16 protein-coding genes are annotated in these 25,564 nt (G+C 46.6%); 11 read left to right on the top strand and 5 right to left on the bottom strand.

Going from position 1 to position 25,564, the window contains the following annotated elements; translation table 11 throughout:
- The first annotated feature begins 91 nt into the window (after positions 1 to 91).
- The 4 genes from QUA43_RS19175 (at position 92) to QUA43_RS19160 (ending at position 4,995) form a co-directional block, all read left to right on the top strand.
- The gene (locus QUA43_RS19175; protein WP_333375901.1) at positions 92 to 1,225 is read left to right on the top strand and encodes a J domain-containing protein; all 1,134 of its coding nucleotides are present in this window, start codon (positions 92 to 94) and stop codon (positions 1,223 to 1,225) included.
- Positions 1,226 to 1,630: 405 nt separating this feature from the next.
- Positions 1,631 to 4,066: a dynamin-like GTPase family protein gene (locus tag QUA43_RS19170; protein WP_333233702.1), complete on the top strand. Its 2,436-nt coding sequence runs from the start codon at positions 1,631 to 1,633 to the stop codon at positions 4,064 to 4,066.
- Positions 4,067 to 4,270: 204 nt separating this feature from the next.
- Positions 4,271 to 4,699, top strand: a complete 429-nt coding sequence (locus QUA43_RS19165; RefSeq protein ID WP_333233701.1) for a KGK domain-containing protein — start codon at positions 4,271 to 4,273, stop codon at positions 4,697 to 4,699.
- Positions 4,700 to 4,749: 50 nt separating this feature from the next.
- The gene (locus QUA43_RS19160; RefSeq protein WP_015179287.1) at positions 4,750 to 4,995 is read left to right on the top strand and encodes an HNH endonuclease; all 246 of its coding nucleotides are present in this window, start codon (positions 4,750 to 4,752) and stop codon (positions 4,993 to 4,995) included.
- A gap of 91 nt (positions 4,996 to 5,086) precedes the next feature.
- Here QUA43_RS19160 and QUA43_RS19155 read toward each other — a convergent pair whose 3' ends face one another.
- Positions 5,087 to 8,899 (bottom strand): glycoside hydrolase family 2 TIM barrel-domain containing protein, encoded by a 3,813-nt coding sequence (locus QUA43_RS19155; protein WP_333375900.1) that lies wholly within the window; start codon positions 8,897 to 8,899, stop codon positions 5,087 to 5,089.
- Positions 8,900 to 9,128: 229 nt separating this feature from the next.
- On the opposite strand from QUA43_RS19155, the gene QUA43_RS19150 reads away from it, so the two are divergent.
- The 6 genes from QUA43_RS19150 (at position 9,129) to QUA43_RS19130 (ending at position 20,960) form a co-directional block, all read left to right on the top strand.
- Positions 9,129 to 14,252 (top strand): PAS domain S-box protein, encoded by a 5,124-nt coding sequence (locus QUA43_RS19150; RefSeq protein WP_333375899.1) that lies wholly within the window; start codon positions 9,129 to 9,131, stop codon positions 14,250 to 14,252.
- A 7-nt stretch (positions 14,253 to 14,259) separates the two neighbouring features.
- A complete protein-coding gene (locus tag QUA43_RS19145) occupies positions 14,260 to 14,472 on the top strand; it encodes a hypothetical protein (protein ID WP_333375898.1) in 213 nt (70 codons plus the stop codon).
- Positions 14,473 to 14,483: 11 nt separating this feature from the next.
- A complete protein-coding gene (locus QUA43_RS30895; RefSeq protein ID WP_445301983.1) occupies positions 14,484 to 14,735 on the top strand; it encodes a DUF6888 family protein in 252 nt (83 codons plus the stop codon).
- Positions 14,722 to 15,207 carry a DUF6887 family protein gene (locus tag QUA43_RS19140; RefSeq protein ID WP_333375897.1) on the top strand — a complete coding sequence of 162 codons (486 nt, stop codon included), beginning with the start codon at positions 14,722 to 14,724 and terminating at the stop codon, positions 15,205 to 15,207. The genes QUA43_RS30895 and QUA43_RS19140 overlap by 14 nt, the downstream gene beginning before the upstream one ends.
- A 75-nt stretch (positions 15,208 to 15,282) precedes the next feature.
- Entirely contained in the window at positions 15,283 to 19,413 is a 4,131-nt protein-coding gene (locus tag QUA43_RS19135) for an ATP-binding protein (protein WP_333375896.1), read from the top strand.
- A gap of 206 nt (positions 19,414 to 19,619) precedes the next feature.
- On the top strand, positions 19,620 to 20,960 hold the full coding sequence (locus QUA43_RS19130; protein ID WP_333375895.1) for a response regulator: 1,341 nt from the start codon (positions 19,620 to 19,622) through the stop codon (positions 20,958 to 20,960).
- A gap of 234 nt (positions 20,961 to 21,194) precedes the next feature.
- Here QUA43_RS19130 and QUA43_RS19125 read toward each other — a convergent pair whose 3' ends face one another.
- Positions 21,195 to 21,734, bottom strand: coding sequence for a GIY-YIG nuclease family protein (locus QUA43_RS19125; RefSeq protein WP_333375894.1), 540 nt, complete (start codon positions 21,732 to 21,734; stop codon positions 21,195 to 21,197).
- 59 nt (positions 21,735 to 21,793) lie between these two features.
- Complete coding sequence (locus tag QUA43_RS19120; protein ID WP_333375893.1) at positions 21,794 to 22,120, bottom strand: hypothetical protein; 327 nt, start codon at positions 22,118 to 22,120, stop codon at positions 21,794 to 21,796.
- A 314-nt stretch (positions 22,121 to 22,434) separates the two neighbouring features.
- On the opposite strand from QUA43_RS19120, the gene QUA43_RS19115 reads away from it, so the two are divergent.
- Positions 22,435 to 23,232 carry a hypothetical protein gene (locus QUA43_RS19115; RefSeq protein WP_333375892.1) on the top strand — a complete coding sequence of 266 codons (798 nt, stop codon included), beginning with the start codon at positions 22,435 to 22,437 and terminating at the stop codon, positions 23,230 to 23,232.
- Positions 23,233 to 23,403: 171 nt separating this feature from the next.
- Here QUA43_RS19115 and QUA43_RS19110 read toward each other — a convergent pair whose 3' ends face one another.
- Both QUA43_RS19110 and QUA43_RS19105 read right to left on the bottom strand, forming a co-directional pair.
- Entirely contained in the window at positions 23,404 to 24,267 is an 864-nt protein-coding gene (locus tag QUA43_RS19110; RefSeq protein WP_333375891.1) for a sulfite exporter TauE/SafE family protein, read from the bottom strand.
- A gap of 108 nt (positions 24,268 to 24,375) precedes the next feature.
- Positions 24,376 to 25,218, bottom strand: a complete 843-nt coding sequence (locus tag QUA43_RS19105) for a pentapeptide repeat-containing protein (RefSeq protein WP_333375890.1) — start codon at positions 25,216 to 25,218, stop codon at positions 24,376 to 24,378.
- Positions 25,219 to 25,564 lie beyond the last annotated feature (346 nt).

Below are 25,564 nucleotides of genomic sequence, written 5' to 3'. Positions count from 1 at the left end.
TTCCTTCTTCCTTCTTCCCTCATCCTTCTTCCTTCTTCCTTCTTCCCTCATCCTTCTTCCTTCTTCCTTCTTCCCTCTTCCTTCTCCAACTATGCAGAATTTTCGCAATTACTATCTAATTTTGGGAGTGCCCAAAGATGCCACGGCTGATGAGATAAAAAAAGCCTATCGACGGCTAGCCAGACAGTTGCACCCTGACGTAAATCCAGGGGATCAATCTGCTGAAGATAGGTTTAAGGATATTAATGAAGCTTATGATATTCTTTCCGATATTGACAAGCGCGCTCAATACGATCAGTTTAGTAAATTCTGGAAACAAAAGGGATTTCAAGGCAAGCAAGGGGTGCGACTTCCCAATTTTAAAACTTGGGGAAACACTAAAAATACCCGGAAAAAACCGGCCGAAGATGTCGATTTTAGTGATTACTCGGATTTTAATAAATTTCTCGATCAAGTGCTCGGAAGGCGGCGGGAAGTGAGGATGGCGACAGCGAATGATGCACCGGGAGTAGCCTCCTCTGAACCGTGGAGTACGGCTTCTAAAAAAACGAGTTATGTTGCTAATTCTCGCCCACCTAGAAGGGATTTTGACGATCGCGAAATGCGACGGGAAACAGTCGATCGGGAAATGCGACGGGATATAGTCGATCGCGAAATGCGACGGGAAACAGTCGATCGCGAAATGCGACGGGAAACAGTCGATCGCGAACCCAGAAGGGACATTGAGGCCAGGCTAACTCTGCCTTTGGAAAGGGCTTATTCGGGCGGTACCGAGCGAATTCGTCTGGAAGATGGGCGAGCGATCGAGGTGACTCTGCCTCCTGCTATGGTATCAGGCCAGCGGATTCGCTTGCGAAATCAAGGTATGGGCGGCGGAGATTTATATTTGAAAATCACGGTTTCTCCCCATCCATTTTTTCGCTTGGAAATGTCGGATATTTGCTGCGAATTGCCACTGACTCCCAGCGAAGCGGTGTTGGGAGGAGATATTGAAGTACCGACGCTGGACGGCTTGGTAAAGATGAAATTGCCACCGGGAGTAACCTCTGGAAAGCGGTTGCGGCTGGCTAACAAAGGCTATCCAACAGGAAATGGCGATCGGGGCGATCAGTTGGTAGAAATTCAGGTGTTAATTCCCAAAGAAATTAGTGAAGAGGAACGAGAATTGTACGAGAAGTTGCGACAGGTTGAGTCTTTTAAACCGCGTCAGGATTTATCGGTTTAATATAGAGTACGCAATGCGCCAGTTTAATTTTGTAGGGGCGCAATAATGCGCGCCTTACTACTAATCGTGTACGAAAAATTAGGAGATGCTTGGCTAAATTTTACGGACATATCAGATTTAGCCACTTGGCTGTAAATAGACGATATCAAATGCGTGGGTATAGCAATTATTCATCTCTCTCTTCTCTTCCTCTGCGCCCTCTGCGGCCTCTGCGGTTTAATAATTCCGAAACAACCGTAAACGATAGGATTTGTCGCCAGAATAGCCGTTAGCGCAGCCCTCGAAGAGGATCGCACTTTCAGCCATCCTGGATCGCATAAGTAAAATTACTGTTGTGATTATTCCTGAACTAGCAGAGAATTAACAATAAGGTAATTTTCCCAAAATCAGGAGCAGTCTGCCGCCATGACTCAAATGCCCCCTCAATGCAACAATCTGCAAGAGCAAGTTGACTCCTTACTGCAACTGCTGCGTCAGGAATCTTCTTTGCGACAACAAGATATCACGGCGGTACAAGCTTCTCTGAAAAAGGCAATTTCTCCTGAGTTTGAAATTGTGTTTGCTGGCGCTTTCAGTGCGGGAAAATCCATGCTAATTAATGCTTTGCTGGAGCGAGAATTGCTCTACAGTGCAGAAGGACACGCGACAGGTACGGAATGTTATATCGCCTTTGCTGAGCCGGAAAAAGAGCGCGTTGTTCTCACTTTTTTGAGCGAGTTTGAGATTAGCCAGCAAGCTTCTGTGCTGTGCCATCAGTTAGGTTTAGCTACTGAACTTAATATTAATCAAACAGATGTAGTGTCGCTGTTGTCTCAGGGATGTAACATAATTATTGAAACGGAAGGCGGCGAAAATAAATCCGAGTTAGCCAAAAAAGCTAAGGCTTTGATGCTGCTGTTAGAAGGTTTTGAGGCAAATCGCGATCGCATCCAAACTCTCGAAAACGCTACCTACTCGATGGAACAGTTTAACTTTTCCAATCTCAAGGAAGCTGCTAGTTATGCCCGTCGCGGTAGTAACAGTGCTGTACTCAAGCGAGTTGAATATTACTGTTATCATCCGCTGCTGCAAGATGGCAATATTATTATCGATACGCCGGGAATTGATGCACCCGTGCAACGGGATGCAGAATTGACTTATGATAAGATTGAAAGCCCCGATACTTCGGCGGTTGTCTGCGTTTTGAAAGCAGCTTCGTCTGGGGAAATGACGACGGAAGAAACCGAGTTGATGGAAAAAACACGGGGAAATCCGGGAATTCGCGATCGACTGTTTTACATTTTCAACCGCATTGACGAAACTTGGTACAACACGCAACTGCGGCAGCGCTTAGAAAATCTGATTAATTCCGACTTTCGCGATACTGCGAGAGTTTATAAAACTAGCGGATTGTTGGGGTTTTACGGGAGTTTGATTCGAGGGACAACAGGGCGCGATCGCTTTGGTTTAAATACAATCTTTGCCACCAGTAAAGGGCGAGTTTTTGGAGATGATAAATTAGATTCAGATTTTTTTAGTAATAGTGAAGAGACTCCGCAATTTGTTAGTGAATTTAATCGCTACTGTGCGAATTCCGGCAAGCTATCTCCGAGCAAATTTCGGATTTCAGTTAACAGCTACGAAACACCAAATGAAAACTACGTGCGGATTCTTGCAGAGCAAGGACAACCATTAATTACTCAATTAATTCAAGATAGCGGCATCGAAGATTTTCGCACAGCCATCACCCGTTACCTCACAGAAGAAAAACGCCCGCAACTGTTCAAAAATCTCGCTGACGACTTAGAAGATTTGTGCATTCAACTGCGGAAACATTACCAAACAATTCAGCGGAACTTGGACAGCCAGCCCCGCGAAATTGAAGCGATGAAAGCGCAGGAACTTTTGCGACTCAATCAAGAATTGCAGCAAGTCGGACAGGATTTTCGGGAACATATCGCCGAAGAAGTCAATGAAATGATTATGAACAGATGCGATATTTTCGATATAGACTTTCGGCAACTGCAATCTCGGATGATCCGGCGCTTGGATGAATTGTTAGACGGATTTTCTGTTGAGGCGGCTTACGGACGCACTTTGCGGAATCATCCCCGCAATGCTACAGCACCTTTAATTGCTGTTTTAGTTGAAGCGCTTTATTATTTAGCGAATCAGTTGGAAGATATTTTAGTAGAGGCTACTAAATCACTGGTTGATAATTATTTCCAGTATTTGAAAGATAGCGTTCGCAAGTCAGAATACTATCGATTACTTTATCGGTTGTTGGGGAATGATGGGGGAATTGAACAGCAGTTAGAGGAGTTATCAAAGCGGGTTTCTGATGCTTTGGTAAATGCGGCGGGCGTTGAGTGCGATCGCTACGTGCGAGAAAGTCCCCGTTTTTACGACGAAGGCACATTTTCGATTTATCAATTCCGGGAAACATTGCAGCAAACTTCTCAAGGTTTCGACTGCGAAAATATGGTGGACGCCCAACCCGCAATTCGGCAATTACTGCGGCTAGATTTTGAGCCGAAAGTATCTAGAACTATTCGGCAAACTTTCCGCCAAACTGTCAACCAAACCCTGAAAGAGCATTTGTTGCCGCTGGCCCAAAAGCAAGCTGATGATATTTTGCAGAAATACAGTCAAGCCCGCGATTATTTGGAGCAAACTTTGGCACAGGAGGCGGAGGAAAAGATTGCTGGGAATCTGCGGCGGCAAGCTGAGAATGAGCAAAAGATTCAAGAGTACGATCGGGCTGTTTCTGGGATTAATAGTTGTTTGCAGGCGATGAAGTTGCACGAGCATTTGTTGCCTGTAATTGGACAAAATGATAGCGTTGAGGTGGATGGTGAATGATTGCAATTTTGGCGATCGGAATTACGGCGATTGGAAATCGCGGCTACACAGACAAAACCCGCCTGCGCGGGTTGAAAACATTCTAAGTCCGCGAAGGCGGACATTGTTTGTGTAGACGCGAATTCTATTCGCCCGGTTATTCCCAGAAATGCGACAATACTCTATAATCATTAATAGAGTCTTTTGAAAAAATCCACAATCAATATGCAAGAACATATTTTTCTAGAAAATTACGGAAATGATGATGTTTTTTCCTTTGAATCTAAGATATTTAAAGTAGGTAGGCTTAGGGAAGTAATGAGATCATCAGTTGTTCCTCAGCTAGAATCTGCACTTCAGGAGTTATGTAAGACTCCAGGATTACAAATAAATACCAGTAAATATAATCCGCAGAGTAGAAGTAGCTGGCAACAACAATGGTTTCGTGACGGGATAGACTGTGAAGCCTTAAAAATAGGGGCTAAAGGTTGGCAAAAAGGTAAAGTTAGAATCAGAGTCACTATAGAATTTTGCCCAGACGAACCAGAATTTGAAGAAACACCAGAAAACAACGAATCAGAAACTAGCAAACCCGAATCCCCCCTCGATGATTTGCGTCGCCAACTTCTCCCTCAAGAAAACTCACCCAGCTAATCCATCAAACATCCGCGTTAATTCGCGTTCATCTGCGGTTAAAAATCATCATGTCTAAAACCCCTAGAATTCCCATTCCCCCCGAAGTCAGAAAATATGTATTTACTCGCAATAAATACCAGTGCCAAAGCTGCGGCCAAACCAAGCTAGAAACCCAACTGACGATCGATCATATCATTCCCCTAGCGCGCGGCGGCAGCAACGACATCAGCAACTTGCAAACCCTCTGCGGCACCTGCAACCAAAAGAAAACCGACAAACTAGACCCGCGCTTCAGGCGACACTTTGACCTTTGATTTTGATATTTAACAGTATAATAAAATCAGCATTATTCATCTCTCTCTTCTCTTCCTCTGCGTCCTCTGTGCCCTCTGCGGTTAAAAAATCCTACCATCTATAATACCGATAAGGATCATCCCCCTTCTCAAAATCCGTTCTGTAATCCCAGTGATAAAACTCCCGACTCGAACCGTTAAACACAGATTCATCCGCCTTAAAACTCGCCCCTAAATTAGCCAAAATCTGAGCATTTGCCCTGGTTTGCCGCCAGCGAGTAAAACGCAAATAAGTCTTAGTATCAGCATTCAAACTGTCGGGTTCAATCTGAGAAAAAATCGCCACACCCTTGCCCACTTGTACCCGACTTAACAAACCGTCAGCGCCGATTTCTCCCCCAGACTTAATCAACCAAGTATCATAAAAAGAGCGCGATCGCAAATCTGAAGCACTAACCCCCTTCACCTCATCCCAACTCGGAACCGCCAGCGAACCCCCAAAATCCTGCGCTTGCTGCAAACCCACGCCCAAACCCGCAGCAGGCACTTGACGCGGCAAGAAAAACGCCTTCCCACCAGCATTCAAATAACCGCGCAAAGCTGCATCTTTCAGATTCACTTCTCTCCCCACAATCACCAAACCCACATCATTAGAAAGCGAACTAGCGCGCTGATAAATTACCCCCAAACTATCCAACTTTTGGGCATCTTCATCTCCCCCAATTAAAACCACTTGATCCGGCTTTCCAAGTACCGGAGAATTCATCCCGTAACTCACAATTTGTTGCACTAGCTGCGCCGCCCCAGCATCTACAGAATAATGATCTTCCAAATCCAACTCGTTTAAAATCAGCCGCCCTTTTCCGTAATCCAATTCCATCAGCGGCGAATAAGCTAAATCAAACTCTGATTCCAAAATGGGGCGCCAACCGCTGCGGTGCGGTTTCTCAATTGAAGCGCTACTGACACCGCCACGATTTCCCCAACGCCAGCCGTACCAAGGTTTATTTGCCGGACTCAAATTAGGGCCAGTTTGGATCGTATCTGGATAAGCTTCAAGCAACGTGCTTTCCCCCACCCAATCCCGCAAATCTTCACTGTCTAAACCGCTAATTGCGGGATGGTTGCTGTCAACTGGATAAGCGCGGCGGCTGACGTGGGCAGCAACCCGGAAACCTGTATTTTCCAGCCAGTCCCTGCGCTGGGGAAACACAATTACTTTGCCGCCGTTTTGGACAAAATTTTCTAAACTTCCCGGCAAATTTTGCCCGCTAGAAAATGCTTCCCTACCGATAATTAATAACGATGAAACTTGCGAACCATTCCACGGTACAAGCTGATAACCTAATTGTTTTAACATGGCCGATGTTTTGCCCGCTGGATCGAAAATTGTCACCGAATCTTTGATGTTGGATTGTTTGGGAAAAACGCGGAAAGCAAATGTATCAGAATGCGATCGATCGCCCACCCGAGCAGTCAAGCGAATTTCGCCGTCAGCCTTGCTAGGAATGGTATTTGGCAAATTTACGTCTATTGGGAAAAACAGCGTGCCTGCCGACTCAATCGTCCCTTTTTGCTCGCCTCTCTTTACTTCTTTTCCCCCCACCAAAACCCGCCACTTAAACGCAAATTCTTGCGCCGCCCGCGTATCGTTAATTAACACTACTTGCTTTGCCAGTTTTCCGCCCACAAACAAATTGTGATCTTTGGCAGTAAAAACCGGGCTAGCACCAGCAATCCAAGCCAAAGTCGAGCTATTATTATTCATAATTGCCTCGCCCCCAGGATGAACAGTGTAAGCTTCTGGCTGGAAATAATTCAAAAGATTATTCGATACTTGCTTCAAATAAACTCCCCGGCCACCAGGTTTAAATGCCCCAATATCCACCTTTTTTCTGCCAGCTTCGGAAACTTCCCAACCGTGCCCGTCATTCCAAGGAATCATCCCCCCAGACATTCCAAAAGTCCGCCAACTCCGCCAAGTATTTGTACTGAATAACTGCTGCAACTTTTGAAAAGCTGGTGCAAAATCTAACTCTTTTTTAAAATGCCAGTTTTGATACTCCTGACCCTTGACAAATTGCTCGCGAATTTTAGCTTTATAAGCGGCAGTTTCCAACTCGTAAGCCTGCTTGCCAAAATAAATTGCCGCAAACTCAGTCATCCAAGGTTCGCTGACAATTGCCTGACCAAAACCTTTGCGGGCCCGCATCATCGTTGCGTGCAGAGGAGTCCCAAACTCGACTGCCATGTAGGGCCTTTCCCCGGTTTTACTCCACTCAGAAATCCACTCTTCCCGTTCTTGCAAGGGAATCAGATTTAAATAAGAATTCAGCGCATAAACATCGCCGAAGTTTGCGCCTTGGTGTACCATCACAGGTCTGGTTGGGTCGGCCGATTTTATCGCAGCTATAGCGTCATTTCCTAGGGGAGTGTTGACCCGCAAACGCTGGTTGTCCGGGGGACTGAGAGTTCCTTCTACTTTGCTTTTGCCGATGCGACGGGGATTTAGGTCGTCAGCGTTGCCGAAAAAATTAGGACTTGTCGCCCACATTAATACTGATGGATGATTGCGGTAGCGGCGCATTTCTGTCACCATTCGGTCTTTCCAGCGGTTTTTCCACAGAGGGTTCTTCCACTTGCCGTTCCAAGCAATAGGACTAATGTCTAAAGCGGGAGCCATAATGGGAAAACCTTTGAGGTCTGCTCTTTCGGAAAATAACTCTCGGAAGTGCCATCTACCCCGTTCGTCGTGATTCCAAGGCCACATTTCTGTTATGTTAAAACCTGCTTTTACGTAGCCATCAATTAGGCTGTCAGCAACTTCTAATGTGCCCCCTTGCCAAGTATCGGAGTGCAAGTTTGGTCGCAGCCGAAATTCAGTTCCATTTAAGAAAAATTTGCGCCCTTCTATCCAAAATTCGCGGAAGCCAAAAGGTTGGTAGTATTGGGTGTCAATGCCGCTGCCTTTTACTTCTAATTGCAGGGTGTAAAGGTTTGGTTGCCCGACATCCCAAAGACGGGGATTTGACCAATTCCACTGAACTTGTACGGTTTGAAGTGGTTTAGCTTGAACCTTGGCAGTGGCGGTAAATTTTTGTTGTACTTTGCCTTTTTCATCGAGCATTTGCGCGATTAATTCAACTTGACCGGTTTGAGCCACGTCTTTGAGTTCTACATCTAATTTAACTTGCTTTTTTCGGGTGGAAGTTTGGACGAATACGTCGTTAATTAGCGGGCCTGGGGGAAGGCTCAGAAGCCGTACTTCGCCGATGATTCCCCGCGATTGTAACTGGGATTTTTCTGTGTAGATTTCTGTGGGGCCCATGATGACGGCTTTTTCCTTTTCATCGGATACTGCCACGACTAAAATAGATAGGGTGTTTTGACCGGGTTTTGCTGCTTTGGTAATTTCAATAGTGCCGTAGGGCCAGGGGATTTGACCGCAGTTAATGCCGTTGACAAAGATGACTGCATCGGTGCTGACTCTGGCTAAGTCGATAAATATGCGGCGGTTTGTCCAGTCGCCGGGAATGTCTATATTTTTCTGATACCAAGCTTTTGATAGTTGTTTACTGTTGAAATTTTCCCAATCTTTGCCGCTGCCGCGAGTGATGATTCCTGGTACGGATTCGTTATTTTCTTTTTGCCAGTCTCCAGGCACCCAGATGGAGCCCCAATTTGGGGAGACGGGGGGGTTTTGGGGGTTGCCAACTGCGGGGACAAATTGCCAAGTTCCGTTGAGATAGATTTGGGATCGTTTGTTGTCGATCGCTCCGGCGGCCGCGATGGTAAGATTGGGGAAGCCGATCGATATCGCTGAGTTGCTGGCGAAGTTGGGATTTTGCAGCGCGTAACCGACGAATCCAAAGAGGGTGGCGGCTGCGAAAAATAATCCGATAATTTTGGCCAGCTTGTGATTCACTCGCTTATTTCTCCCAGAAATTAGATAATCTAATTTGTCCCTTGATCTATGATAGCAGTTGATTCAGCACCAATCCCGCAGCCAATCTGCCTCTGGGAAGATGGCACAGAGCCGACAAATGTGGTTTGGTAAAAAAAACATAGATACTTAGTTTTAAGTTAGTTTTCACAGGGTTGTTTCATCGATATAAGCAATAGCGCGATCGCGGCATCGCTACAGGTCAACAAAAATGAGTCGCTTTCAGGTCTTGGCCTTACACATTAAATCTTACAGCATTGCTACATTTAGCGCTGGCATCGCATTACTGCTGACAACTATGTTACTGTTGGCACTCAAGGCAACTGCTACAATCTTCTTACTTTTTGGGGCTGCAATGGTTAGCGCTTGGTATGCTGGCTTAAAGTCCGCAAAACAAGAACTAGAAATAGAACGTAAGATTATTTCCAAAGTAATTGACACGACGGCTTGCTTGATTGTAGTTCTCGACAGCGAAGGACGGATTGTTCGCTTCAACCAAGCTTGCGAAAAAACCACAGGCTACTCGACAGCAGAAGTTCTCAATAAATATGTTTGGGATTTGTTTTTAATTCCGGAAGAAATAGAGCCAGTTCAAACAGTTTTTACCAAACTCGGCACGGAAAAATCTTACAGCGAGTATCAAAATTATTGGCGCACGAAAAACGGCGGCAAGCGCTTCATTTCTTGGTCTAATACTGTGAGCATCAATAGCGAGGGTTTGGTGGAATATGTAATAGGAACTGGTATTGATATTACCGATCGCAAAGAAGCAGAAATAGCCCTGGCTTTATCCTACACTAACCTAGAAAGCCGCGTCAAAGAACGCACAGCAGAACTGACAGTAGCTCAAGAAGCGCTGCAAGCTCAAGAAGAACGATTTCGCTGTTTAAGTTCCTGTTCGCCTGTCGGCATTTTTATTGCAGATTGTGAGGGGCGTTACACCTATGCAAACCCTCGCTGTCAGGCGATTTGCGGCTTAAGTTTGACAGAACTTTTAGGAGACGGCTGGGAGAATTGCATTCACCCGGAAGACCGCGATCGCGTATTGAGCCGATGGCTGGATTATACTCGGCAAGGTGGGGAATATGCGATCGAGTATCGCCTGCAAACACCAGAGGGGATTGTACGCTGGCTTAACGTTTGTTCTTCGCCGATGTGCTCCGACTCCGGCGAACTCATCGGATACGTGGGTACGGTGAGAGATGTCACCGAAAGACAACAAGCGCAAGCAGCATTGGCAAGCAGCGAACAACAACTGAGAACGCTACTAGAAAATACACCAGATATAATTATTCGCACCGACAAAGAACGGCGTTTTATTTATGTCAATAAAGCAGTTGAAACAAGCCAAGGAAAACCAATTTCATTCTTCCTGGGTAAAACCAGTCAAGAAATAGGAATGCCGCCGGAAGTGTGCCAGAGGTGGGATGAAGCCCTGCACAAAGTATTAGAAACAGGTCAAGAAGAAATTATCGAATTTCAGGGTTTCTCAATCAACGGCCTCCGAAGTTATCAATCCCGCGTAGTTCCAGAATTTGACAAAAATGGCGTACCAGAATCAGCCTTAATTGTTGCCCGCGATATCACAGAAATAAAACTTGCGGAAACTCAAAGATTGCAGTTAACAATCGAGCAAACAGCAAGGGAAAAAGCGGAAATAGAACAGCAGCGCTCGGCATTTTTAGCAGAAGTCAGCAAAATGCTGGCTGCTGCGTTTGACGGGGAAACGGTGCTGCAAAAGGTAGCAGAATTAGCAAGAAATTCGATCGCCGACGGGTGCTGCATTCATTTGACCGAAACCGACTCAAAAGTGCGTCTAGTCGCTGTGGCTCACGCAGAACCCTCCACGGTTGAGGCTATTAATAACTTCAGCATCCGCAGTTCGATCGCGGACAATGCTGTTAACGGCTATCCGCTGGTAATCAGCAGCGGAAAATCCGAACTAATTGCCGAAGTGGATGAGGAGATTTTAGCAGCAGGAGCCGAAAATGCAGCAGAATTGGAAATATTGCGATCGCTCAATATCGGATCTCACGCTTGCGTACCGCTGATGGCTCGCGGGCGGGTAATGGGTTCCATCACTTGCTTTACCTCGAAGTTCGGCCGCCGCTACAGTGCAGAAGACATGGCAATGTTAGAAGATTTAGCATACCGCGTGGCGATCGCCCTCGACAACGCCAGACTTTACACAGAAGCGCAACAAGCACTATCTCAAACATCGCAATCCTTTGCCTTAATTGACTCGCTATTAGAAGCATCTCCCCTAGCGATTTGCTTTCTGGATCGCGAAATGCGCTTCATTCGTATCAATCAAGTATTAGCAGAACTCAACGGTTTGCCGATAGAACAGCATCTCGGCCAAGACTTCCGGCAATTGTTGCCAGAATCCGCAGCCAAATGGGCACCAATAATTCAGCAAGTTTTAGAAACCGGTCAGCCTGTTTTAAACTTAGAAATGAGCGGCGAACCTGATGGGAAACCGGGGTATTTCGGCTACTGGGTAGCCAACTACTACCCAGTGAAAAATGAAAGAGGAGAAATAATCGGAGTCGGGCTAATTATCACAGATAATACCGCTGCCAAACAAACAGAATTAGCTTTGCGGGAAAGCGAAATGCGCTGCCGCAGCGTGGTAGAATCTAACATGATCGGCATCGGTTTTTGGGAAGCAAACGGCGAAATCACTGAAGCTAACGACGCCTTGTTGGAAATGATTGGATATACGAGGGAAGACTTAGTTTCAGGAAAGATTCGCTGGCTCGATATCACGCCACCGGAATACGGAGAAATCGATCGAGCAGCCATAGCGCAAGTCGCAGCATCAGGAAGTTGCGCGCCTTATGAAAAAGAATTCATCCGCCCTGACGGCACGCGCTTCCCAGTTTTAGTCGGGGGCGGAAACTTCCAAGGATGCACAGACAAAGGAGCATTCTTCGTACTAGATATCACCGATCGCAAACAAGCCCAAAATCAACTTCGAGAAAACGAAATACGCATTCGCCGCCAACTAGCAGAAATCGACTTAGTTTACAACACCACACCAGTCGGGCTGTGCTTTGTCGATACCAATTTGCGCTACATCCGCATCAACGAATGCCTCGCTGCGATCGACGGCCGATCGATCGCAGATCACCTCGGGCATACCGTTAGAGAAGTGATTCCCGAAATGGCCGATATGCTAGAGCCGATTTATCACCAAGTGCTGGCGACGCACACCCCCGTGCTCGACTTAGAAATTAAAGCCGAAACCAGTCAACAGCCGGGAGTTTTGCGAGATTGGCAAATTAGCTTTTACCCCGTCAACGATGAATCGGGAACGCTTTTGGGAGTCAGCACCGTGGTTGCCGAAATCACCGATCGCAACCAAGCAAAACGGGTAATACAGCAAAGCGAAGCCATATTCCGGCGGCTGTTCGAGTCAAATATTTTCGGAGTTGCGATCGGCGATTTTAGCGGCCGCATCGCCTACGCCAACCAATCCCTGCTCAACATGGTCGGCTACACCCGCTCAGACTTGCTCTCCGGTCAAATGCGGTGGGACAGAATGACCCCCCCCGAATACCTGCACCTCGACGCCGTGGCGGCCGGGGAACTGCGGGCTAAGAGAGTGGCAACTCCTTTCAAGAAAGAGTACATCCGCAAAGATGGCAGCCGCGTGCCAATTCTGATGGGCGGAACCACTCTGAACCCGGACGATCGCGAACCAGAGACGATCGTCGCATTCTACATCGACTTAACCGAGATCTCGCGGGTGGAAGCAGAACTCAAACACAATCAAGAACGGCTGCAAATCGCTCAGCAAGCAGGCAAAATCGGAACTTTTGAATGGAACATCCAAACCAATGAGATCGCGTGTACGCCGGAGTTAGAAGCTTTGTACGGGCTGCCGGTCGGCGGTTTAAACAGCTATGAAACTTGGCTGGAAATGGTGCATCCAGACGATCGCGCTGTTACCGAACAGCAGGTAAAAGCTGCGGGGGCTTCCAGGGAGGAATTAAACATTGAGTTCCGCATCTGCCGCCCGGACAAAAGCTTGGGCTGGATTGCTTGCAGGGCTAAGGTGTTTCAGGACGATCGGGGTTTGCCTTTCCGGATGATCGGGGTGAACGTCGATATCACCGATCGCAAACAAGCAGAAGCAGCGCGATCGCAAATCCATCAAACTTTAGAAGCCTTGATTCAGGCTTGTCCCCTAGCAATTACCGTTTTCAGTGCCGACGACGGGACTGTGAAAATGTGGAACCCAGCAGCCGAGAGGATTTTTGGCTGGCATGAATCAGCAGCGGTAGGTCAATTTGTGCCCTGCGTTCCCCCAAACAAGCGGGAGGAATTCACGGCTAATTTGAAAAAAATTCGCGCAGGAAACGCGATCGTCGGCATGGAAACCCAGCGCCAAAGGAAAGACGGCAGCTCGATCGACATCAGTTTGTGGGCAACTCCAGTCCGCGACAGCAACGGCAAGATCAACTGTATGTCGATCGTCGCCGACATCAGCGATCGCAAGCAAGTCGAGGCCCAACGTGCTCAGTTGCTAGAGCGCGAACAGGCCGCGCGGGCGGAAGCAGAAGCGATCAGCCGCCGGAAAGACGAGTTTCTAGACTCTCTTTCCCACGAATTGCGAACGCCTTTAAATGTGATTCAGGGGTGGGCACAGATCCTGCGCGCCCACCCCAAAAACGAAGCTAAATTAGCTTCGGGTTTGGAAGCCATTGAGCGTCAGTCGAAGGTGCAGATTCAGCTAGTGGAAGATTTGCTCGACGTTTCCCGGATTATTCAAGGCAAGCTGGCCCTGAAACCCGGCTGGTTCTACATGGTAAGGACGATCGAGGAGGCTCATAATTCAGTTCGTTCGGCAGCCGAGGCCAAGTCTGTCACCGTTTCGTTAGAACTTGACCCCGCAGTCAGCTTGATGTGGGGCGACGCCCAGAGGTTGCAGCAGGTAGTGTGGAATTTGCTGACTAACGCCGTGAAGTTTACGCCTTCGGGGGGAACTGTGCAACTGCGCTTGTCTGCGGTAGCTGTTAGCGATTCCTCATCACCCAATTACGTGCAAATTATTGTCAGCGATACCGGAAAGGGCATTCCTGCTGAGTTTCTGCCCTACGTGTTCGATCGCTTCCGACAAGCAGACGCCTCGAAAACTAAGGCTGACAGCGGTTTGGGACTGGGATTGGCGATCGTCGAGCACTTGGTGCAACTCCACGGGGGCACTGTGACTGCGGAAAGTCCCGGTAAAGACCAGGGTGCGACATTTACGGTGACACTGCCACTCAAACAGCCTCGGACTAAGAAGGGGCAGTTGAGAGGAGTCGCCACCGGATATTTTAGTCAGTGATATCGGTATGGCCGTTAAGGACGGCTACTCGCTGATCCGCAAAGTGCGATCGTCCGAATCCGAGAAAATCAAGCGCTTGCCGGCCGTGGCGCTGACAGCTTATGCTAGCGAACAAGACCGCGATCGGGCGATCGCCGCCGGTTACAACGAACACTTAACAAAGCCGATCGAACCCGCTCTCTTCGCCACCGTTTTAGCCCAGTTAACAAATGGGCATTAGGGCGATCGGGCATTAGTGCAAACTTTGACTGCTGTATACTAAACAACAAAGAGTGGGAGAGTGAAGGAGCAAAGATTATTCCTACAGCAGCGCAGTTACTCAAATGCTTTGTAGTTTGCTACGAGTTAACAAATATGTATCAGCCTATCTACATAGTGCGCCTCGATGAACGCACAAATAACGTATACATTTTGGCTGGTGAAACTATCGAAATAGAGATTTATCCTAACGGGCAATGGAGATACTCTGATGAACCGACCTAATTTTCAAACTATGAGCAGAAAGGAATTGCGAGCTTACGTACTTGCTCACCGAGAAGATAATGAGGCTTTCTATGCTTTTGTCGATCGGCTGCATGAATCTGTAGCCGTAACAGAGGCAGCAGTTGTTAAATGGTTGCACTTCCAGCACCCGAATCAAACTATTAATAAACTTCCCGAAAGCTACTCTAGCTTGACTTTGACAGATTCAGAGGGAAATCAAACAGAAGTTAAAATTCAAAATATGGGCAGTTCTCTGCCAACCAATAAGCCATTGATAGAGCTTTTAATTAACGACACGATCGCCGAGAGACACAAAGAAATTAGAAAAGTGATCACAGTTTTTGTAAGTAAAAATGAATCAAATGCCAAACAGCTAGAAACAGAACTGACAGAAGCAAATTTTGACAGCAGGGCCCAATCGTCGCTGGTAGTTGGCTATATTGAACCCGGAGGAACATTTCAGAGCCTGTAGGGCGCGCCAATTGCCGGGGGTAAAGGCAGACTATAGCAGTTAGAATTCGATTACCAGCGCAATTCCCTCACACCCATGCCCATTTATCCCTTCAACCGCCTAACCGCCAAATTTTTCAGCAAGCTGCCACTGCGAACGGTTCTGATTGTTCCGTTTGTTTTGCAAACGGTAAGTGTAGTTGGGCTAGTGGACTATCTTTCTTTCAAAAGTGGTCAGGAATCAGTCGAGGATGTAGCGCATCAGCTAATCGAACAAGTAGGAGAACGTACCCGCGATCGCCTCACGGATAATAATGGGCCCTCGGCAATCAATACCTTTCTGCCTAGGCTGCAATTCTCGGCGTCAGGACAAACTTTTATTATGGATCGATCGGGCAATCTGGTTGCCACATCCACACTAGAAACACCCTTGGTGACGCCAACAAAAAAGCAACCGACGCCATTGCTAGCCACTAACAGCAAGGATGCCCGCACGCGAGATATTGCTCGACAACTCGCCAACCGATTTGGCAACTTCCGCACGTTGCAAACAACCGAGAAATTGACTCTAGCGAGCAAACGCGATAGGCAGTTTGTCCGTGTCACTCCCTATCGAGATTTCCGTGGCTTGGATTGGTTGATTGTGGTGGTGGTACCAGAGTCTGATTTCATGGCTCGCATTCAAGCAAATACGCGCCATACATTGTGGTTATTGGCCGGTACACTGCCGCTGGCGATCGCGATCGGATTTTTGACTTCCCGTTGGGTAACAAAACCAATTAGGCGCTTGAATACCGCAGCCAAAAAAGTTGCCACAGGAAAATGGGATCAACCTTTAGAAATTAGACGCTTCGATGAAGTCGGAGAACTCGCCACTTCCTTCAATTTTATGGCAGCGCAACTGCAACAGGCTTTTGCAGACCAAAAATCTTTAAATGAAGCTTTAGCGCAAAGAGAGAGCCAACTCAAGCAATTTATCGAAGCCATACCTGCGGGAGTATCTATCCACGATGCGTCGGGTAAAGTCGTTTACTTCAACCAAACTGCCAAGCATTGGCTCGGCGTAGAAACTATCCCCGATTCGACTTTAGAAGAAGCTGTAGAAGTTTATCAAATCTACCGCCAAAACGAGCTTTATCCCACTGAAGAACTGCCCGCATTCCGAGCACTGCGCGGCGAAACAGTATTCCTTGAAGATGTAGAACTTCATCGAGATGGGAAATTTATTCCTTTTGAGGTGCGCGCCACACCAATTTTCGACGAAGGCGGAAACATTATTTATGCCATCACTGCTTTTTCTAACATCGCAGAGCGCAAACAAGCTGAAAAAATATTAACTGACTACAATCGCACTTTAGAAGCCGAAGTTTCCGAACGTACCGGCGCCTTAGCTCGTGCTAACGAACTATTACAATATGAAATTGCCGAGCGCAAATTGCTAGAGCAAAAACTTTACACTTCTACTGAGCAAATTGTAAAAATATTTGAGTCGATAACAGATGTTGTATTGATTTTTAACCAGGCCGAAAAAAGCATCCAAATTATACCTACAAAGGGGATTTCTCAATACAACTATCAGACTAATCAGATCAACTCCATCATCGAACAATTATTTCACGAGGAAAACAAGGAGATTTATTTCGCTCAAGTTCAACAGGCATTGGAAACCCAACAAACTATTAATTTTGATTACAGTCTGCGGATTAATAACAAAGAAGTTTGGTTGGCTGCTAAAATTTCGCCACTATCGGATAGCTCTGCGGTTTGGGTAGCGCGCGACATTAGCGATCGCCAGTTGGCGGAATCCCGACTGCTGGAAGCCCAAAAAATTGCCCGTATTGGCAGTTGGGAATACGATATTGCCACAGCAACAACCACTTGGAGTGAAGAACTCTATCGCATTTATGAGCTCGATCCGACTCAAAAACCGCTGCTAAACGAACAATTAATCGAGCGTTTTCATCCAGAAGATCGATCGCGCTATCTGGCAATGGTGCGCGATCAAGCGATGAAGGGACAAAGCTTTGAAATCGATCTGCGGCTGATCCGAAGAGATGGCTCGCTCAGTTACATTGAAGTCCGAGGGAAACCTGTTTATGATGAAAAAGGGCAGTTGAGCCGTTTGTTCGGCACTGTCTTGGATATTAGCGAGCGCAAACAAGCCGAGTCAGCTTTGCGAGAAAGCGCCCAGGGAGAACAAGCTATCGCCCGATCGATCGATCGCATCCGTCAGTCCTTAGATATTGACACAATATTCAAAACCACAACATCTGAACTGCGACAAACCCTAAAATGCGATCGTGTCGGTATCTATCGCTTTAATCCTGATTGGAGCGGGGAATTTGTTGCCGAGTCAATGGCTCCGGGCTGGATATCTCTGATGCAACAACCCGGCGATTGTAATGTGCCAAACTATCTCGTCGAAGACTCTCGCTGTACCGTGAAAACTATGCAAGCCAGCGGTGAACCAGTGCTGGATACCTATCTACAAAGAAATCAAGGGGGTATGTATGCTAGAGGCGTTCCTTACCGCATAATTGAAGACATATACACCGCTGGGTTGAGTCCTTGTTACCTAGAACTTTTAAAACAATTTCAAGCTAGAGCCTACGTTATTTTTCCCATATTTTGCGGCAGTCAACTTTGGGGTTTGCTCGCCAGCTATCAAAATTCTGCACCCCGCACTTGGCGCGAAGCAGAAATCAATATTGGGCTGCAAATTAGCACTCAACTGGGAGTCGCCTTACAACAAGCTCAATTGCTCGAAGCCACTCAACAGCAAGCAGTACAGCTTCAACAAGCCGCCTGGGCCGCAGAAGCCGCCAACCTTGCCAAAAGCACTTTCTTAGCAAATATGAGCCACGAACTCCGCACCCCGCTCAACGCAATTCTGGGATTCTCCCAATTGATGCAGCGCTCTACCAACCTCACTCGCGAACAACAGGAAAATATCCGCATCATCAACCGCAGCGGAGAGCACTTGCTAGCTCTGATCAATCAAATATTAGATTTAGCAAAAATAGAGGCGGGACGCATTACAACCAACCCAACCGATTTTAAATTAAGCAGCCTGCTGAACGATTTGGAAGAGATGTTTCAACTCCAGGCACGAGAGCAACAATTACACTTACTATTTGACTGCTCTAGCGATATTCCCGAATACGTGCAAACCGATCAACTTAAGTTACGTCAAGTTTTAATTAATCTGCTTTCTAACGCCATTAAATTTACGAAAGAAGGAGGCATTGCGGTAAGAGTAAGTGCGGTTAGGGAGGGTGAAAACCAGCAATTACCCATCAGTAATTACCAATTACATTTTGAAATAGAAGACAGTGGCTCTGGCATAGCTGCTGATGAGTTAGAGTGGCTTTTTCAACCGTTTGTGCAAACCAAAACAGGGACAACATCTCAGCAAGGAACAGGCTTGGGACTCGCTATCAGCCAACAGTTTATCAAGCTGATGGGCGGCCTGATTACTGTACGCAGTGAAGTAGGACGCGGCACCACCTTCGCGTTTGATATCCCCGTCAGCGCCGTTGATGCCCCGGCGACTCAACCCGTACAGCCACCGCGTCGGGCGATCGCCCTGGAACGCAACCAGCCACGCTATCGTATTTTGATTGTGGACGATCAATTAGATAACCGCCAATTGCTGATTAAACTCCTCGCTGTCTTTGACTTTGAACTCAAACAAGCCAGCAATGGCATGGAAGCTATTGAAATGTGGTCGAGTTTTGAGCCAGACTTAATTTTTATGGATATGTGGATGCCCGTGATGGATGGACATGAAGCAACCAAACGCATTAAAGCCACCGTTAAAGGTCAAGCTACGGCAATTATTGCCGTGAGTGCCGGTAACGCCGAGGAAGCGCAAACCGTTACTGTATCAGATGATTGCGATGACTTTATCCACAAACCCTTTCGAGATGCAGAAATTTTTGCCACCCTGCACAAACATCTGGGAGTGCGTTACATTTACGATGAACCGGAGAGTGTTCCCGATTCAACTCAAATCGAGGCTCCGACTCCAGAGACTCTTGCAGCTTTACCCGCAGATTGGCTGGCAGGTTTAGAGAAAGCCACAATTGAGTGCGATTTAGAGTTAATTCTGATCCAAATTGAGCAAATTCGCGATCGTAATGACGCTTTAGCTAGTGCTCTAGCCGGATTTGCTAACCAATTTCAGTTCAATCAAATACTAGCTCTCATCCATCCCGAACCAAAATAATAAGGATATGAGATAGGTTTGTAATGAGTACGATCGTCCTCATAAAACCCCATCGGGCGATCGTACTCACTACAAACCTATAGCCATCCTAAATCATTTGTGAATTTCTTACTCCCTCCCCTTGATCAGGGGAGGGTTGGGGTGGGGTCAAAAATTTACGACTCCTGCAAGGATTGCTATATAAAGGTTATTCTACCGAACTAGATATGAATTACGAACCAACTCCCGTCATAAAAGGGAATATTTTAATTGTTGATGATATTCCGGCTAATTTGCAACTTTTAGCTCAAATACTCTCGCAGCAAGGGTACAAAACACGCACCGCACCCGACGGCAAACTAGCGCTGCGGTCGATCGAGTTAACTCCTCCTGACTTGATTTTGCTCGACATCATGATGCCCGGTATGGACGGCTACAAAGTCTGCCAAGCATTGAAAGCTTCTCCCACAACCAAGGACATTCCGGTTATTTTTATCAGTGCTTTGAATGAAGTATTAGATAAAGTCAAAGCCTTTGAAGTTGGTGGTATAGATTATATCACAAAACCCTTTCACGAACAAGAAGTTCTCGCTCGCGTTTCAAATCAACTCGTGCAGCGCCAGTTGTTCCAGCAAACACAATCCTATGCCCAGCAACTCGAACAAAGCGTAACTGAACTAAAGAAAACTCAAGCTCAGTTAATACAGAAGGAAAAAATGGCTTCTTTAGGTCAGCTAGCGGCAGGAATTGCTCACGAAATCAACAATCCCGTCAGCTTTATCTACGGTAATATTGCTCTAGCGGCGGAGTATGCACGAGATTTGCTTCGCCTCGTTGAATTGTACCGACATTACTACCCGCACCCCGTTGCAGAAATTATCGGCGAATTGGACGAAATTCAACCCGAATTCATCGCAGAGGATTATCCAAAACTGCTGAATTCGATGACACAGGGTGCTTCTCGGATTAGCGAAATTGTGATGTCTTTGCGGAACTTCTCCCGCCTTGGCGAACAAAAGTACAAGCCAGTGGATATTCATGAAGGCATTGACAATACTTTAGTTATTTTGCAACATCGGCTAAAGGGAACAAACAAAGCTGGTGAGATAGAGGTTATTAAAAACTACAGCCAACTGCCAAGAGTCACCTGTTACGCCAGTGAGTTAAATCAGGTGTTCATGAACCTGCTAAGCAATGCTATTGATGCCCTGGAAAATCAATCATCTCCTCGAAAAATTACCATCAGCACTTCAGTAGGTTTTGAGTCAGAAGCTGCGCTGCACAATCAAGATTCAATATTACCCACTCAAAACAATCAATCCGTTGTGATTAACATTGCCGATAACGGTTGTGGGATGAGTGAGGAAGTGCGCCACCAGATATTTGACCCATTTTTTACTACGAAGCCTGTAGGCCGCGGTACTGGATTAGGGTTGGCAATCAGTCACGATATTATAGTGGAAAAACATCGAGGTCAAATCAGTTGTATTTCTGCTCCGGGCAGAGGAACCGAGTTAATTTTGCAGATTCCGATATCTGTTAAATCAATTCCGGTTGCACCGGAATGACTGTTGACTGTTGACTGTTGACTGTTGACTGTTGACTGTTGACTGTTGACTGTTGACTGTTGACTGTTGACTGTTTGGAAATTTGAACAATACCGATGCAACCGGAAACGATATTAAATGTTAAAATATTTTAAATATTATAAGTCCGCAGTAAGGAGTTTAGTCCTGAAAGAGAGGACTAAACTCCTTACTATAAACAGGTGCGTAATAAGGACTAAACTCCTGAGTTTGTATTTACTTTAAATCCAGCAATCCGCTAGTTTTCAGCTTGGGATTAAACCGGATTTCTTCAGTTACGCCGCGAGCTTTCAGCAGCGCGAAAATTTCATTTTCCACGCGCCGCGCGACATTTTTCAACAATTTATCTTTGGCAATTTCATCGGCGAAGATACCTTCATAATTTGCCGTTTCTTGGGCAGTCATTACAGTTTTGGTGTCGATGGGATCGTTCCACTTGGCAGCATCGGCACCGTTACCCTGGGGTTGGGAACCGTTTTCGGCAATCCAACTTGATCGGATGCTTTCTAGGATAGTGCGGCTGGGCTTGTCAATAGTTTGGACTTTCAGCCAGTAGCAATACTGGGTTTGGCGTACCAAATGCTGTTTGAGGCTGAGGTAAATGTCCCGAGAATAGCCGACAAATTGCAGGACTTTCTCGCTGTCAAAAATCGCGTAAACGCCGATTTTTCCCTGGATAAAATCGGGCAATTTCCCCTCGGAGTCAATGTAGGGAATGAATTCTAAGCTGGCGAGAGATTGAATGTCTTCTGTCATCCGATTTTAGATTTTAGATTTTAGATTTTAGATTAAACCACAGATGAACCAGTCTTGACCTAACTCTTGAAAACGCGATAAACGGCACAGAGACGGCTGGGTTTAAATATTTTGGCTTGGAACATGAAATTAGGCGGCACGTTGACGATCGCAAAATCGCTCGATTCATGATACTTTTCAAATTCCGCAGGCATTCCCTTCGGCGTCTCGCTGCTGTAAGGGACTGGCTGAAACAGTAACTCGGCAAACTCAATGCGCGAGCAGTGCAATTGTAGCGCTACTTGTTTGACAAAGCTTTCACCGGTTAATAAACCGAACAGTGCAGTTTTAGCATCGGGTTCGAGGACAAAACTGCTATCGTAGCTTTCAATAATCTTAAGACCCATTTTCTATATACTCCTGACAGACGGCGGTGAACGCTTATTGATTAACTGTTGAGCGATCGACTTAATCCTGAATTTTACCTGAGATTGACCGTTTTGAAGGCAGAAGGTCAATCGATTTTAGATTTTAGATTTTAGATTTTAGATTAAAGAATTGAAGCATTCACCCCACGGATGAATCCGGGGGCTTGTATCCTGGATGCTTTCGGTCAATAAAAATACCACAATCAGGAAATTTTGACAAATAGCCCTGATTTATTTGCCGATCGCTTTTATCATGTCGGTATCGCCATCTATCCGACTACGACTAAAAGGCTATGCAGAAGATTGAAAAAGCATCATTCCCAGCTTTGAGAAGTGCCCCGAACCAGCCGGACTGGCTAGAATTGGTAGAATACGCCTCTGTTGCTGGTTCCGCTATTGGCACGATTGCTGCAGGATTGTCGGGCCAAATTGTCTACGCTGCCGCCCCCTTAACCGCAGCACTCTCGCTAAATCTCGCCAATCGCCAGCGTTTCGAGCAACAAATGCAACAAAAGGCAAATTCTGCAATTACGGACGTACAGGCCGCAGTAGAACGTCGATCGCAGCAAGTTCAGATACTACCTGGAGAACCTGCGGAACTCTACACCGCCGTCTCCGACTTACAGCAGAAACTAAGCGGCTTGGAATCCGGGGCCATAGCCGAGGTACAAGCTGCCGTAGCCTCCCTCGAACGCCAAGCCCAGGCGCTTCCGGCCGACTCTCAGGATTTCAACACGCAACTGTCAGATTTGCAGCAAAAACTCCGCATTTTGGAAACTAGCGCCCTCAGAGAGCATGATTGGGAAAATGTCAACGTCCGATTTTTATTGATGGGCGAAAAGTTAACTGAAGTTAAAACTATTACGGCTCAGTTGCAGGAGCGATCGAACGAAGTAGACTTGGATACAATCCAAGGTTCTCTCCAGCAATTGCAGGACTTGCTCGATCGACCCACAATAGACACAGGGATGCTGCAAACCGAGATTCAGCATTTGCAGCAGCAAGTTTCCGAATTGCAGCGGCAAAATCAAGAAATTGTCAAGCCTTATTTGCAGCGTCTGACTCGCGCCGTGAAGAAACTTAGTCAGTAGTCATTAGTCAGTAGTCATTAGTCATTAGTCAGTAGTCAACTGTCAACTGTCAACTGTCAACTGTCATTTTAGCCATAACCTTGTTCCCAGGCTCTGCCTGGGAATACATACCCGGAGGCTCTGCCTCAATAACCAATGACCAATGACCAATGACCAATGACCAATTATCAATTACCCGTTACTAAATTTTTGCCAAGCTTGCCAGAAAACATAAATCGATAACACTGCCAAGAGCGATCGAAAAGCTAAACTAACAATACGATCGGGCAATCTCGGCAAAAACCGCGTACTCACCTGCGCGCCCAACAAACCGCCGCCCCCCAGAATCAACCCCACAACCCACAAAACATTCCCGCGCGCCGCGTGTCCCGCCGTCGCCGAAATTGCCGTGATGACGATGACGCCCAAGCTGGTTTGAATTGCAGTTTTAATGCTTTCTCCTAATAGCAAAATTTGCAGGGGAACCATAATTACGCCGCCGCCTACGCCAAACAAACCCGCTAATAAACCCGCCGCACTGCCGGTAGCAATTTTAGCAAAAGTTGGATGGAATAAAATATTTGAATTATGGGGTAATTCGTGATTGGTAATTGGTAATTGAGCATTTTCTCCTTGTCCCGCTTGTCCTCCCAGTTCCCCTTGTTCTAGTTCCGCTTTCTTCTTAGCTGTCAGGTGCTTGCGAACTTCAATCAAATAAATATTCAACCACAGCAACAACCCAAAAGTAAGTAACAGCAAGTAAGGCGGAAATATCCCCGCCAAATAAGCACCGATTTGTGCTGTAATGACGGCGGGAAATCCGATGCCTGCGACTTGACTCAAGTTGAGGTAGCCCATGCGCCAATTCTGGATGCTGCCAGAAATAGCTGTAATCACGATCGACAAACCGCTAGTAGCAACCGCTTGCACCGGAGCGTAATTGAGAGCCACCAACAAAGGCACGAGCACCGTACCGCCGCCGATACCCAAAAATCCAGCTAGAATTCCGGCAAAAATTCCGGCCGCACCCAACATCAATAATTCGCTGACAGTCATTTGTTATTAGTCATTTGTTATTAGTTATTTGTTAACAGTTAACAGTTAACAGTCAACAGTCAACAGTTAACAGTCAACAGTCAACAGTCAACCGTCAACAATCAAATTTTAAGAATCATTAGTCGTGCCATCGGGCATAATTGCCCGCCTCAAATCTGCATCGCGGAAGTTAGTTCGATTGAGATTAGCATCAATCAAAACCGCTTCCACCAAAACAGCCCCGCTAAAATTAGACCAGCACAGCTTTGCCCGGTACAAATTAGCACCGCTCAAATTAGCTCTTGCCAGCGTTGACCAACTCACATTAGCAACTCTCAAATTAGCATTGCTCAGATTAGCTTCGGTGAGATTAGCTCCAACCATAGTTACTTGGCGCAAGTCTGCACCAGTCAGGTTGGCCCCGCTCACCATCGCCCCGCTGAGAATTGCCTGAGTCAGATTAGCTCTTTCTAAAAGCGACTCGCTGAGGATGGCATTTGTCAGGTTTACCGCTTTGAGAGTTGACCAACTCAAATTTGCTTTCATCAAATTAATGCGAATCATGCTAGCGTCGGTTAAGTTGGCCGCAAACAAATTCGCTTCGGTAAAGTTGGCTTCGGTCAAATTAGCTTCGGTCAAATTAGCCTTGGTCATGTTGACTTCTCTCGCCATTGAGCCGCGCAGGTTGGCTCCCATCAGGTTAGCCCCGCTGAGATTGGCGCGGCTCAAATCAGTACCGATGAGATTTGCTTCGCTGAGGTTGGCTTCCGTCATATCCACCCCTGCCAATTTCACCTCGCGCAAGTTCGCTCCTGTCAGGTTAGCGCCTTTGAGGTTTGCGTCTTGGAAATTCGCTCTGGTAAAGTTAGCCTCGCTGAGGTTTACCCCTTTTAAGTCGGCCCCGGCGAGGTTAATTTCTCGAAAAATTCTTTCTCCGGCCGCATATTGCCTCAGAATTCGATCGGCCTCCATGTCATTCGCCTCGCAATTTTTTTTAAACGTTAGTAGTGATGGGTGTTACCACATCATCCCAGATAACCACGGTATTCACCCTGCACGCTGTAGTATCTGTAGAATTTTTGCATTGCTTTCGGGCCACTGCGGTGCTATTCGCTCCTAAAGGGCCTGACAAAGATCAAAGCTTCTGAGAAAATCAACAATAGGGTAAAACTCTCGGCGCTCGGCACTGAGTCAGTCGATTTTAGATTTTAGATTTTAGATTTGCTCCACAGATTCATCTGGGAGCCGGAACTTTGGTCTAAAATTATGGGCTCACCACGACGATTATCGGAAACTTGTATTCGTTTTTGGGCGAGCT

Origin of the sequence: Microcoleus sp. N9_B4 (genome assembly GCF_036701635.1) — a bacterium.
Classification (GTDB): domain Bacteria; phylum Cyanobacteriota; class Cyanobacteriia; order Cyanobacteriales; family Microcoleaceae; genus Microcoleus.
This window is presented reverse-complemented; position numbering and strand designations above follow the sequence as displayed.

Coding starts and splice junctions, on each gene's coding strand:
- QUA43_RS19130 (WP_333375895.1), top strand. CDS start 19,620: ATGAATTACGAACCAACTCCCGTCATAAAAGGGAATATTTTAATTGTT.
- QUA43_RS19170 (WP_333233702.1), top strand. CDS start 1,631: ATGACTCAAATGCCCCCTCAATGCAACAATCTGCAAGAGCAAGTTGAC.
- QUA43_RS19150 (WP_333375899.1), top strand. CDS start 9,129: ATGAGTCGCTTTCAGGTCTTGGCCTTACACATTAAATCTTACAGCATT.
- QUA43_RS19160 (WP_015179287.1), top strand. CDS start 4,750: ATGTCTAAAACCCCTAGAATTCCCATTCCCCCCGAAGTCAGAAAATAT.
- QUA43_RS19135 (WP_333375896.1), top strand. CDS start 15,283: ATGCCCATTTATCCCTTCAACCGCCTAACCGCCAAATTTTTCAGCAAG.
- QUA43_RS19140 (WP_333375897.1), top strand. CDS start 14,722: ATGAACCGACCTAATTTTCAAACTATGAGCAGAAAGGAATTGCGAGCT.
- QUA43_RS19145 (WP_333375898.1), top strand. CDS start 14,260: ATGGCCGTTAAGGACGGCTACTCGCTGATCCGCAAAGTGCGATCGTCC.
- QUA43_RS19175 (WP_333375901.1), top strand. CDS start 92: ATGCAGAATTTTCGCAATTACTATCTAATTTTGGGAGTGCCCAAAGAT.
- QUA43_RS19125 (WP_333375894.1), bottom strand. CDS start 21,734: ATGACAGAAGACATTCAATCTCTCGCCAGCTTAGAATTCATTCCCTAC.
- QUA43_RS19165 (WP_333233701.1), top strand. CDS start 4,271: ATGCAAGAACATATTTTTCTAGAAAATTACGGAAATGATGATGTTTTT.
- QUA43_RS19105 (WP_333375890.1), bottom strand. CDS start 25,218: ATGGAGGCCGATCGAATTCTGAGGCAATATGCGGCCGGAGAAAGAATT.
- QUA43_RS19120 (WP_333375893.1), bottom strand. CDS start 22,120: ATGGGTCTTAAGATTATTGAAAGCTACGATAGCAGTTTTGTCCTCGAA.
- QUA43_RS19115 (WP_333375892.1), top strand. CDS start 22,435: ATGCAGAAGATTGAAAAAGCATCATTCCCAGCTTTGAGAAGTGCCCCG.
- QUA43_RS19110 (WP_333375891.1), bottom strand. CDS start 24,267: ATGACTGTCAGCGAATTATTGATGTTGGGTGCGGCCGGAATTTTTGCC.